This window comes from Sporomusa sp. (assembly GCF_057736855.1).
On the sequence record NZ_JBYKYF010000054.1, the window covers coordinates 1 to 12680 of the forward strand.

The window sequence follows — 12680 nt, forward strand, 5'->3', positions numbered from 1 at the left end:
CGGTAGAGGATTTTGTGGCTTCTATCCATAATAGTTCGGCCGAAAAATATATTATTTTGCCTAATAACAAAAATATTGTACTTGCGGCTGCGCAGGCGAAAAAGCTTCTAGGCGACGATAGGGTGGCCATTGTGCCTACTACCAATGTGCCTCAGGGCTTGGCGGCTGTATTGGCGTTTGACCCTCAACGTGATCTGGCTGATAATGTGGCCCGGATGACGGCTGCGCAGGCCGCTGTAAAGGCAGGCAGTGTTACAATTGCTGTTCGTGATTCGTTAGTAAATGGTCAGAAGGTGGCTGCAGGTACATATATTGGCGTTATTGATGGTACCGTAGTGGTATGGGCTGATGGGTTGTCCGAGGCATTGACGAAACTGGTTAACAAACTAGTTACGCCTGACAGTAGTATCGTCAGCTTATATTACGGTGCAGAACTTACGGAAGAAGAGGCTAGAAACGTAGCAACAGGGCTTGCCGGACAGCTTGGCGATGCGGAAGTAGAAGTGTATTTTGGCGGGCAGCCGCACTATCAGTTTATCATTAGTGTAGAGTGATGGGAGATAGGGGGAAACATATGTTAAGCTCACTGAGTATCACTAGCTTTGCCAGTCAGTTAGCTTCAGAAGAAGTGCCGCCAGGCGGAGGAAGTGCGGCAGCCATAAGTGGCCTGATGGGGGCGGCGCTCCTGGAAATGGCAATCAACTATTCTTTGAAGAGTTCAGAGTTGCTGGTGTGTAACGAACTGCTGCTGGCAAAACAGGCCGACTTGAGTAGGCTGCATATTGAACTAACGTTGTTGATTGACCGAGATGCGTTAGCGCTGCGCGGCTTATTGGCGGCAGTCGGTTTGCCAGAAACAAGTGCCGAACAACGACAGGTACGCCAGCTTGCGTTGCAGAAGGCAGTAAAACTGGCAGCTGAGGTGCCGATTGAGACGGCTAGGGCTTGTTTAGAAGTGATTGAAATTGCTAAAGCCATTGTGATGAAAGTGGATAAATTGGTAGTCAGTGACCTAATGGCCGGGGTAGCCATGGCGCACGCCGGCATTGTCGGCAGCTTGCTGAGTGCAGCCATTAATTTGGATGAACTGGATGATGATGTCCTGGTCAGTGCGCTTAAAGGTCAAATCTATCTACTGCAAACAACCGCCGATGAGCTCAAAGCAGATATTGAGAAAAAGGTCTATACCAGTACGCCTTTTAGTGTTGTGAGGGGATAATTTTACGGCAAATACCGGAAAACAATGACGGTGAATAAAGTTAGTAAAGCCCTGTAGCCAGGTTGTGATCCTGGTACAGGGCTTTGGACGTTTATTTTTTGGGAACTTGCTTTAGGCTAAGCCCAATGCGCTGGCGGGCTTCGTCGACATGAATCACCATGACGTCGATGATATCACCTACAGAAATGACGTCAGTGGGATGACGGAAGTATTTGTCACTAAGCTCAGAACGATGAATCAGGCCATTGATTTTGATTCCGATATCAACAAAGGCGCCAAAGTCGGTAACGTTATGGACTGTGCCTTTGACAATGGTACCTGGTGTAATATCCGATAGTTTGACAATGTTTTTGCGTGTTTGCGGCGGGGGGACATCCTCCCGCGGGTCCCGTCCGGGTTTGGCTAATGCAGCCAGAATATCGCGGACGGTCGGTTCTCCGGCATTGAGTTCGGCAGCCAGTTTGGCTGCATCAGCAAGCGGTGCTGCTTGCTGGAGAGCAGCCAGCTTATTTTTGTCAGACAAATCTTTTAAGGTAAAGCCCAATTTATCTAATATCGCTTCTGCCAGTTCATAGGATTCTGGATGAACTGGTGTGTTATCTAGGGGATTATCTGCCTGAGCAATGCGTAAAAAACCGGCACACTGGGTAAAGGTGGCTTTTCCTAGTCTAGCCACTTTTAATAATTCTTTACGACTTTTAAATTGGCCGTTTTCAGTGCGGTAGGCAACAATATTTTTGGCGATGCTGGCGTTAATACCCGCAACATAGGTCAAAAGGGCCGGGGAGGCAGTATTGAGTTCAACACCGACATGGTTAACGCAAGATTCTACAATATTAGCTAACGTGTTGCCCAATTCTTTCTGATTTACGTCATGCTGGTACTGACCAACTCCGATGGACTTGGGATCGATTTTTACCAATTCGGCCAATGGATCCTGAACCCGGCGGGCAATGGAGACGGCGCCCCGCAGGGAGACATCCAGATCAGGCAATTCCTCTTTGGCCAATTTGGAAGCTGAATATACGGAAGCGCCAGCTTCGTTAGTAATAATGTAATGAACATTTAGGTTATAGGTATTAATTAGGTTGGCGATGAATTCTTCTGTTTCATAAGAAGCCGTGCCGTTGCCAATCGAAATCAGGGTTACTCCATAAGTTTTGATGGCCTCAAGCACTTTGGCCGTGGCTTCTTGACGCTGATGTTCACTCATGGTTAGGTATAAGGTATCTGTGGCAAGTACGGCTCCGGTAGGACTTACTACTGCCATCTTACAGCCGGTGCGGTAACCCGGATCTAGTCCCATTACGGTATGGCCGGCTAAAGGCGGCTGCAATAGCAATTGACGAAGGTTGAGACCAAAGACTCTGATGGCTTGCTTTTCCGCATTTTCGGTTAAGAGATTGCGGATTTCCCGCTCCAGCGCCGGGAACAGCAAGCGTTTATAGCCATCCGCAATGGCAGCAAAGATGGTCTGCGCAAAGATGGAACTGCCGGTAATAATTTTACTGGCAATTAAGTGGATATTGGCGTCATGGTCGGTAACCACATCCACTTTGAGAATACCTTTCGTTTCGCCGCGGTTAATGGCCAGAATTCGGTGAGAGGGTATCCGTTTGACTGGTTCCCGGTAGTCTTTGTACATGAGAAATTCCTTAGCTTCCGCTTCTTCTACAGCAAGTTGGCTGACAATTTCTGCTTTTTGCCATAATTCTTTACGAAGTAATGCCCGGATGTCAGCCTGTTCGCTAACAGTTTCGGCAATGATGTCCTGAGCGCCGGCTACTGCTAATTCTGCGGTAGTTATTTCGTGTTCGGCATTGATGTATGGTTCGGCAATTGCCAGCACATCGCCGGTAGTAAGTGCTTGGGCCAAAATGGTTTCTGCCAAGGGTTCTAGTCCTTTTTCACGGGCGATTTGCGCACGTGTCCGTTTTTTCGGACGATAGGGGAGGTAGAGGTCTTCAAGCTCCTGCAGTTTGGTTGCTGCCTGAATAGCTTGTGTTAATTCAGGCGTTAATTTTCCCTGGGATTCGATGCTGGCCAGGATTTCCTCCTGACGTTTAATGAGATTGCGTAAGTATTGGGTGCGCTCTTCAATAGTACGGATATGTTCTTCATTCAGCTCACCCGTGGCCTCTTTACGGTAACGGGCAATAAACGGGACAGTATTGCCATCATCTAGTAGGGTTATTGTAGCTGCTACCTGATGGGGTTTAACAGCAAGTTCGCGGGCAATAATATCTGGGATTTCAGTAATAAGCATACATTCACCATCTTTATTAAAGGTTTTAACTTTTATATTATATCAGTTTGTACAGTCAGGACAATATCATTACATGCGATTATACATAAAGGATTATCGTAAAACAGAAAAGAATGATACAGGGGTATTGTTTATAGGCTTGGCTGGGGGATAACTAACATGATTTTATCAATGAAGCAATATATGAACCGACAAATTATAAAGCTTGCCTGGCCGGTAATATTTGAAGGGGTTGTCATCGTTGCTGTCAATGTTCTGATTACTGCTATGGTTGGTCGGCTTGGAGCCGTACCATTGGCAGCCGTGGGGCTGGCCGTTATGTTGCAGTTTTCAACAGCTATGATTTTTGCTGCGGCAGGAACTGGTGCTGCGGCCATTGTGGCGCGGGAAACGGGGGCTTGTCACTGGCAGGAAGTGACGAAGATTACTGGGCAAGCCATTTTGTTGGGGGCTATATTGGGTCTATCGCTGGCGATACTAGGATTAGCCTCCGCTGAGCCCCTCTTGCGTTTGACGGCGGCTGAGCCCGAAGTCACCGGTTTGGCAGCTATTTTGCTTAGAATTGCTTTTGGGTTTACCCCATTCTTTTTAATTATGTCGATTGGTAATGCCATTTTACGGGGGATGGGGCAAACACGAATGGCGTTTTATATCACAATCTTCAGCAATACGCTATCGCTTTTAATTTCTTACATCCTAATATTTGGTTTTGCTGGCATACCACCACTGGGAGCTAATGGTGCGGCCTGGGGTCTAGGAATATCACAACTAGCTGGTGGTTTGACTGTATTGGCTGTGCTAAGACGCCGGGATATGGTAGGACTTGCTTTGGGGGATATATTGACAATCAATAAAAGAATCATTAAGCGCATTGTTGATATTAGTGTTCCAGCATCTTTAGAGCAACTGGCTATGCAAGGTGGTCGAATGGTTTTTGCTTTTATGTTGGCCGGAGTGGGTGCAGTACAGTTTGCTGGTCACCAAATTGCTGTACAGATTGAGTCCATGTCATTTATGCCAGGTTTCGGCTTTTCGGTGGCGGCTATGACGCTAGTTGGGCAATATTTAGGCAAAGGTAAGCCGCATCGGGCTGAGCAGTTTGCCTGGCTTACCAATAAAATTGCCTTTTGGAGTATGACAGCTATGGGGGTATTCATTTTTGTTTTTGCCCAGCCATTAGCTGCGTTGTTTATTGATGTTCCGGAAGTTATTCATTGGGGATCGTTGTGTGTGATGATTGCTGTGTTAGAACAGCCGACTCTTGCGCTATGTTTTGTTTTAGGCGGAGCACTAAGAGGTGCGGGAGATACCCGTTGGCCTATGTATGTAACCACTTTGGGAGTGTGGTTGTTCCGTCTGCCGCTGGTATATTTGTTTATTATTGTCTGGGAATATGATATTACTGCCGCTTGGTATATTACAGCAGGGGATTTTCTCATTCGTAGCATGATTTTATGGTGGCGCTTTGGTTCAAAAAAGTGGATGTAAAAAACGTCACGCGTACGCGTGACGTTTTTTAGTCGGCGATAACATCGACAATGGTTATATCAGGTTTTAACGCTAGATCAATAATTTGGCCAGTAATCAGATTGTAGGTGCTGGACCCGCGTTCAGCAATCTGTACAATGGGAGTAGCAGCAGCCCGGGGGTTGTTTTTTATAACATAGGCAAATTGGCTGGTGCTGAGTTTTACCAATGTGCCTACCGGGTAAATCGGTGTAATATAGAAGAAAGCTCTTAGCAGGTACATATCAAACAAGGTATTGCCCTTGGCTAACATGGAGTCGATAATCGTGTTGCGCGATTGTCCTGTTTTTGCAGCCGCATTCATACTATTGTCAAAATAATTGGCAATAGTGACTATGCGCGATAAGGGGTGAATTTCTTTTCCTGCCAGCCCAAAAGGATAGCCCTGGCCGTCGTATTGTTCGTGATGTTCGGCTGCAATACGCGCAACAATCGATCCCACTTGGTTTTTTATCAACAATTGTTGTCCATAAATAGGATGCAGTCGGCCATGGTCAGTGATCGGACCCTCAACAGTTGCCATAACTGTTTTGCCGATATCATGAAACAGTGCTCCCATTGCTAGATCCATTACTACTGGGCGGGGCAGCTTAATATACAGTCCTGTGGCAATAGCCATTAAACAGACGTTAATGGCATGTGTAATTTCATCTTCAGTGGATTGACGTACCTGGATATTGATAAGCTGTCCTAAATTTTTTTCGGTGTTATCAATTACCTGACCGACAGTTTGCTGAATTTGTTTTAAGTAAACTGTTCTCAGACCGGAATTTAGGATATCCTGAGATTTTTTATTAAATAGTGACCGAAAGCAAAGAATCAGCTCTTCTCTGAGTTCCGGCGCGATGACTGCATGTTTTTTTAGCTCAACTGCGTATGGATCATAAATAGGGATCCTGGTTATGCCGAGCTGCTTAAGCCGTTTAATATAGTATTCTGTAAGGGCAATGCCTTGTTCCAAAAGTAGATTGCCATTATCATCAACAATATCACGTGCTAGTACCATACCTGCTTTTACCTCGCTGATAAGCATAAGGCGGCCCTCCTTATCTTGCTATCATTTATTATATATAACCCTTGTCAGAAAGGAAATGTGCAATGGTCCTGGTTGTTTAGGACTTTTGTCTGATATCTGACGCAAAGCACATATGTTTTTATCAAGGCATATTATGTTAGTAAGAGTAACAGAGAGGTTGCTTATCTGAGAGGGGAGATAGAAGTGTCTTTATGGATAAAAACCCTGAAAGCCAATGCATGCTTAGCAGCACTTACCACAGTGCTGTTTAGTATAGTTGGGTTAGTTTTCTGGATGCCGGAATATTTTTATGTTATTTATCCAGAGCCTATGTATCTTTGCATCCATACATTAACAGAAGCCATTTGTTTGGCTATTGGGTTAAGCGTGTTTATTGTGGTGTGGTACGGTTGGCCGCAAACCAACAATAGCCGTGATTTAGTGATTGCCATGGTTTTTTTGGCAGTGGGTATTCTTGATTTGGCTCATTTATTGTCATACAAGGGAATGCCTGATTTTATTACGCCAAATAGTGAAAATAAGGCAGCTACTTTTTGGATTATGAGTCGGTTACTAGTTAGTAGCGGGTTGTTAGCGGCTGTATATATCCCCCGGAGAAGTAAAAGCCCGGTATTCCACCGGTTGTATCTGCTGACAATCACACTATCAGCAGCCGCGATACTTGTTGGCATGGTCATAATGTTTGAGCATTCTTTGATTCCTATGTATATCGCTGGTGAGGGGCAAACGCTGACAAAAATTACCCTTGAGTATATTAGTATGATTCTCAATCTGCTGGCTATTTACCTATATGGCTACCGCAATCCTTCACAGCAGTCGGTTTTTTTGTTGCGGATCAGCCTGGTATTTAGCTTGGCGGCTGGAATGGTATTTACTTTGTACACTAACGCTTATGACACCTATAACTTAGTTGGTCATATCTACAAAAGTATGGCTTATTATTGTATTTTACGATCGCTTTTACAAACTTCCATTGTACGGCCTTATATGCGTATTTCCCGTCTTAATCAAGCGCTTAAGCATATGGCTACAAAAAAAATGAGTTTGTATAAAGAGACCAGAGACTCTGAGCGTATTTTGCAACAAGCCTTTATTCAGCTTGGGGCTACGTTAGCATCCAAGAATGATTTAGATGCCATGCTGCAGCAGGTGGTAACGGCTACTGGAACGGTGTTTCAATGTGAGCACGTATTTTTGGCTTTGGCGGAAGGTAAAAACCTAAAAATTGTGGCTTATCTTAGCAGTTTTAAGCCACCGGAAAAAATAAGTCCGGAAAAAAGTTTTATGGGAAAAGTATTCGCCGATAAGAAGTCAGTCGTGATTAATAATATTGAGAATCATCCTGAATTAGTTAATGATGCGCTGCGACAGGCAGGGTTAAAGTCCATGGTGGGCGCACCGATCAGGCATAATGGTGATGTGATTGGTGTTCTTGAAGTATTCTCCCGTAGAGAGCGCGAGTTTACCCAGCATGATGCCCAATTTTTAAGTGTGTTTTCCCACCATGCCGGCGAAGCGATTAAAAATGCCAGGGCTTATGAGACAACAGTAGAAAGCTTTGCTCAGCTTACATTGCTTTATGATATTGTTAAAGAGCTGGCTATTCAGAAATCGCCGGGAGCCATCTTGGCAAGGGTAGCTGAAAAACTGTATAGTTTGTTTGCCGCCGATGGCACGATAGGTTTTATCATGCATCACCGGGATGACGGTATTCATACTGAGCCAGTATTTACCATTGGCTTTGAACAAAAAGAAATCGACCAATTACAGCGAGTGTTTTCTGACGGAAAAATGACCTGGCCCTGGAGTGGCCTCAGCCATATGGATGACAGTACGGCATACGACAGTGAGCGGAGTCTTATTACCATGTCAGTGCTAATGTCGCGGCGTCTCAATATTTTACCATTGTTAGCCAATGGAAAATTACAGGGACTCATTGTACTCGGCTGGAATGATACGACCATGGAAATCCCTAAAGGTAAAGAACTTATGCTGAGGACGATTGCCAGTCAGACGGCTATTGGTCTGGAACGTGCCTACCTATATGATCATTTTCAAGCCATGGCGCTCACCGATCCATTAACCCGTCTGGCCAATCGCCGGCAGTTTGAGATTGCACTAGGACGTGAAATAAGCCGTACCATTAATTATAATCGTCCGCTAAGCCTAATTATGCTGGACATCGACTTTTTCAAAAAGGTAAATGACACCTGGGGGCATCTGGCTGGTGATGTTATCTTGCAGAAAATGGGTACCCTGATTAAAGAAAAGTTCCGCACAACCGATATAAGCGCCCGCTATGGTGGTGAGGAATTTGCGATAGTTCTACCTGAAACCGGTTTGGCGGAAGCCCGTAAAATGGCTGAAGACTTTCGTCAATTCATTGAAGCTACAACGTTTGAAGTAAATGATACCCGTATTGGCATTACCATTAGTTTGGGTGTAGCTACTTTTGAACTTTGCACAGGTTGGGAGGACCCGAAAAATAAGATTATCGCTGCTGCCGATCAGTCTCTATACCGGGCAAAGCAGAAAGGGCGCAATCGTGTTGAATGCCACATCTCTCCCAATTGCCCATATATTTAGAATACTTCTGCCTCGTATTACACATGCTAGTCCTATAAACGGCAAAGGAGGGATTAGTGTGTTAACATCAAAAGAGCTGATGCAATTGGAAGACTTTTTGGGCATGGAACAAAATTGCAGCAAAACCATGAGTTATTTTGCTAGCAATATTCAAGATGCTCAGACAAAACAGCTTTTCCAGCAAATTGCACAAAAAAGTCAGCAACATTTCCAAACCATGAGCAAACATCTGAATGCTGGACAAAACTTACAATAATTGAGGTGAATACTTGTGACTCCGATAGGACAACAATCAAACCAAATGAGTCAAGCGGGTATGAGCGGACAAGGTGCTACCATATCTGAACAAGAATTGCTGCAGCTTGCACTGTCTGAGGCCAAACATACGGCTGCTGCTATTAATACCTTTGCTTTAGAGTGTGTCAGTGAAACACTTCGTCGTGATTATCTGACCATCCTTGGCGATGTGCATAGCCAGCAGAAACAAATTTTTGACCTCATGCAGCAAAAGGGATATTACTCTCCCCAGCCTGCTAGTCCGCAAGATATAGCGCAAGTGAAATCGAAGTTTAGCAGTCAAGCACAGTAACATATAAAAAAACGTTCCGCGTTAGTGCGGGACGTTTTTTATTGATTTTTTCTGCATAAAAATACCTTGACAGCACATGGAATCAAAGTGTAAAATTAAATAAGAATTAACCGATAACTATTTTCCGGTGGTAATTTGAGTAAAGTAGGGGATGGAATGGACATTTGTGTTACCACATTATTGAGAGACAAAGGATTTAAAGTTACACCGCAACGACTGGCGATTTATAATGCGTTAGCATCTACTAAAACTCATCCTAGCGCCGAAATGATTTATAATGAACTTCAACCGATTTATCCGACCATGAGTTTGGCAACTGTGTACAAGACAATTGAAATCTTGAAAGAACTCAAGCTGGTGCAGGTGCTTAATGTTGGTGAAGATAGCTTCCGCTATGATGCCGACACGACGAATCATCCTCATATTCGCTGCATGGGTTGTGGCCGGGTTGATGATTTATTGGGGATAGATGCTACCGAGTTTATTGGTAAAGTTTCTTCTCAGACAGATTATACTCTTTTGGGTCAGCAGTTTTATTTTTATGGTATGTGTCCTAAATGCCAGGGGGAAACTAAGGCTATTAGCTAGAAGTTCATAGCAACTAGTAAGTAAGCTAAGGGATTGTTTCATACTGGCAGTCTCCTAGTTAATCCATGGTAAGGGCGGTTAAAATTATGAATTTGGCAAGCTATATTGATCATACGTTGCTTAAACCAATAGCTACGGTGGAAGATATTATCCGGTTGTGTGAAGAAGCTGCGCAGCATAAGTTTGCTGCCGTGTGTGTGAATCCGGTTTATGTTGATCTGGCAGCTCATCACTTGGCTGGAACAGGCGTGAAAACGGCGACTGTTATCGGTTTTCCTTTGGGAGCTACTTTGACTGCAGTTAAAGTGGCTGAGGCTAAAGAGGCGGTATTGCGTAAAGCTGATGAACTAGATATGGTTATACATATTGGGGCAGTCAAAGCCGGAATTTGGGAAGTCGTTACAGATGATATCAGGCAAGTGGTAGAGGCGGCTGATGGTGCTCTCGTCAAAGTTATTATTGAAACCGGATTCTTAACTGACGAGGAAAAACGTCGTGCTTGTCAGGCGGTCATCGATGGCGGAGCTCACTTTGTCAAAACTTCGACAGGTTTTGGTCCTGGCGGGGCGACAGAGGAAGATATTCGTTTGCTTAAACAAGTGGTTGGCGATAAAATCGGGATAAAGGCATCAGGCGGTATTCGTACTCGCGAACAAGCATTGGCAATGATTGCTGCTGGAGCAACCCGTTTAGGAACAAGTGCTGGTATAACTATTGTAGGCGGAGAAGCTAAGTAGTTGGCGGTTGAACAAGAGTAAAGAAGTAACAATACCAGATTGCTTCACATACAGGAATGACGGCGCGGAAAGCAGTCATTCCTGTATGTGAATGGCAATCTGTGTTTTTTTGTATTATTTTAGTTTACATAAAATACATATAGAAGTAAACTGGAATTCATGATATACTGTCCTTTACCTGCTTGAAAGGAGGGCAGCTATCATGCGTAATATGGTTGAAATGATTCCTGGCGGTGTGCCAGTAGTAGTTGGTTTGATTCTTGCCGGTCTACTTATGAGTAGTATGGTACCCATTCGGCCGCAAATGTGGCTGTACCCACTTGTACGGCAGGCGGTTGTGATGAAAATTGATTATCAGACACAAGATATGCTGGCACAGGAAACGCCGCATTTTATTATTAGATATACGAAAAATGACGCTGACATGGTTGCAATGGTGGCCGAAGCGGCTGAGGCGGCTTATGAGCCTGTGACCTCGGCACTTCAGTATGTACCTAGCAGTAAAACCCTGATTCTGATATACCCTGACCGTCAAGCTATGAAACAGGCATATGGCTGGTCAGGGGATGTCAGTGCTATGGGATTTTACTGGGGAGGGGTTATCCAGATTCTATCACCAAAGGTATGGATGGGAAAACCGGAGGTTAACGAGTTTATTGCTACAGGTCCGTTGGCTCATGAATATACGCACCTAGTATTTGATCATATGACCAGAGGCAACTATAGCCGTTGGTTCACAGAAGGATTGGCTCAATATGTAGAATATCGGGTGAACGGTTATGAATGGGTGACTGTAGATAACAGGTTAACCGGCAAACTGTATACCATGGAGGAACTTGATCGCGATTTTGATAATTTGAGTAATCAATCTTTGGCTTATCGTCAGTCACTGGCGGCTGTTCGCTATATTGCGGAAGTGCATGGTGACGAGATGTTGACTCAAGTAGTGACAGATCTTACTCATGGTGAAAAAGTAAAACAAGCCATTGAAAAATCACTAGGTATGGATTATGCCACCTATGAGGCAATGGTTACCTTATGGGCCCAAGGCCATATGAAACACTATAGCCAAACCGCAAATTAAGGGATGTGCCGTACAGGCGCATCCCTTTACATATATAAACCAAATTTGGGAAAATTAACAGCGATATTACCCAGAAGGGGGGAAGCCATGCTTACCCGTCGGGATTTTCTTAAACTCTGCACTTCTGCCGTCTTGACGGCCAGTTTGAGTCATCAGATATTGCCTATCATGCGGCAAGTATTTGCGGAAGGCAAGCTGGCCAAACCGCCTGTAATTTGGCTGGAGCTAGGTTCTTGCACCGGCAACTCCATCTCTATGGATAACGCTGTTAATCCTTCGTTAGAACAGATACTTGCCGATTTGGTTGATTTGCGTTATGACTGGCTGCTGAATGTCACACAAGGGGCAGAAATCGTTAAAGTGCTTACTGATACGGTGGAAAAAGAAGCAGGTAAATTCTGGCTGGTGATTGAAGGTGCTGTTATGACCAAAGATAATGGTCGCTACAATTATATATTTATGCGTGATAATCAGATGGTAACCGGTATGGCGGCTCTTCAGGAATTTGCACCTAAGGCAAAATATATTATTGCTGTCGGAAGCTGTGCCTGTTTTGGTGGTCCAGCGGCGGCTTATCCCAATCCGGGTGGCGCTAAGGGAGTGTGGGAAGTAATCAAACAGCCAGTTATTAACATACCTGGCTGCCCAGTTAACCCTGATTGGGTAACAGGCACTTTAAGCCACCTCATCATGTACGGTTTACCAGAGCTTGACGGTTATAACCGGCCGAAACTGTTTTTCGGCAAGACGATTCATGATTTGTGTCAACGTCGCCAGCAGTTTGAAGATGGTGTTTTTGCTGCTTTTCCGGGAGAGAGTGGCTGTCTTTACAAGGTTGGCTGCAAAGGTCCGGTCACGCACGCAGATTGTCCCCTAAGACAATGGAATCATTATGTGAACTGGCCGGTTAGGGCCGGTGCTCCTTGTATCGGCTGTGTGAATCCAGGATTTCCGGATAGCAGTATGCCTTTTTATAAGCATCTCCCGAATATTCAAACCCCATTAGGAGTGCTTAACGTCAAAAAATTTGGTGCTGCTGCCGCCGGGC

Annotated in this window: 11 protein-coding genes and 1 pseudogene; 10 read left to right on the forward strand and 2 right to left on the reverse strand. The window is 44.7% G+C overall.

The window, feature by feature from the left end:
• A pseudogene (locus AC29Z1_RS05585) lies at window positions 1-554 on the forward strand (DAK2 domain-containing protein); the annotation flags it as partial.
• Window positions 555-574: 20 nt separating this feature from the next.
• Window positions 575-1219, forward strand: coding sequence for a cyclodeaminase/cyclohydrolase family protein (locus AC29Z1_RS05590; RefSeq protein WP_488270470.1), 645 nt, complete (start codon window positions 575-577; stop codon window positions 1217-1219).
• Between the two features lie 91 nt (window positions 1220-1310).
• Here the strand turns inward: AC29Z1_RS05590 and AC29Z1_RS05595 are convergent, their stop codons facing one another.
• Window positions 1311-3485, reverse strand: a complete 2175-nt coding sequence (locus AC29Z1_RS05595; RefSeq protein ID WP_488270471.1) for a Tex family protein — start codon at window positions 3483-3485, stop codon at window positions 1311-1313.
• A 159-nt stretch (window positions 3486-3644) separates the two neighbouring features.
• On the opposite strand from AC29Z1_RS05595, the gene AC29Z1_RS05600 reads away from it, so the two are divergent.
• On the forward strand, window positions 3645-4973 hold the full coding sequence (locus tag AC29Z1_RS05600; RefSeq protein WP_488270472.1) for an MATE family efflux transporter: 1329 nt from the start codon (window positions 3645-3647) through the stop codon (window positions 4971-4973).
• A gap of 28 nt (window positions 4974-5001) precedes the next feature.
• Here the strand turns inward: AC29Z1_RS05600 and AC29Z1_RS05605 are convergent, their stop codons facing one another.
• Window positions 5002-6045, reverse strand: coding sequence for an HD-GYP domain-containing protein (locus tag AC29Z1_RS05605; protein WP_488270473.1), 1044 nt, complete (start codon window positions 6043-6045; stop codon window positions 5002-5004).
• A gap of 186 nt (window positions 6046-6231) precedes the next feature.
• Between AC29Z1_RS05605 and AC29Z1_RS05610 the strand changes: the two genes are divergently transcribed.
• The 7 genes from AC29Z1_RS05610 to AC29Z1_RS05640 form a co-directional block, all read left to right on the forward strand.
• Entirely contained in the window at window positions 6232-8634 is a 2403-nt protein-coding gene (locus tag AC29Z1_RS05610; protein WP_488270474.1) for an MASE3 domain-containing protein, read from the forward strand.
• A gap of 58 nt (window positions 8635-8692) precedes the next feature.
• Window positions 8693-8890, forward strand: a complete 198-nt coding sequence (locus AC29Z1_RS05615) for a ferritin family protein (protein WP_488270475.1) — start codon at window positions 8693-8695, stop codon at window positions 8888-8890.
• Window positions 8891-8905: 15 nt separating this feature from the next.
• A complete protein-coding gene (locus AC29Z1_RS05620) occupies window positions 8906-9223 on the forward strand; it encodes a spore coat protein (RefSeq protein ID WP_488270476.1) in 318 nt (105 codons plus the stop codon).
• Between the two features lie 156 nt (window positions 9224-9379).
• The gene (gene perR / locus AC29Z1_RS05625; protein WP_488270481.1) at window positions 9380-9811 is read left to right on the forward strand and encodes a transcriptional regulator PerR; all 432 of its coding nucleotides are present in this window, start codon (window positions 9380-9382) and stop codon (window positions 9809-9811) included.
• An 86-nt stretch (window positions 9812-9897) separates the two neighbouring features.
• A complete protein-coding gene (gene deoC / locus AC29Z1_RS05630; protein ID WP_488270477.1) occupies window positions 9898-10548 on the forward strand; it encodes a deoxyribose-phosphate aldolase in 651 nt (216 codons plus the stop codon).
• Window positions 10549-10750: 202 nt separating this feature from the next.
• On the forward strand, window positions 10751-11632 hold the full coding sequence (locus AC29Z1_RS05635) for a peptidase MA family metallohydrolase (protein ID WP_488270478.1): 882 nt from the start codon (window positions 10751-10753) through the stop codon (window positions 11630-11632).
• A gap of 45 nt (window positions 11633-11677) precedes the next feature.
• On the forward strand, window positions 11678-12680 hold a 1003-nt coding region (locus AC29Z1_RS05640; RefSeq protein ID WP_488270479.1), incomplete at its 3' end, for a hydrogenase small subunit.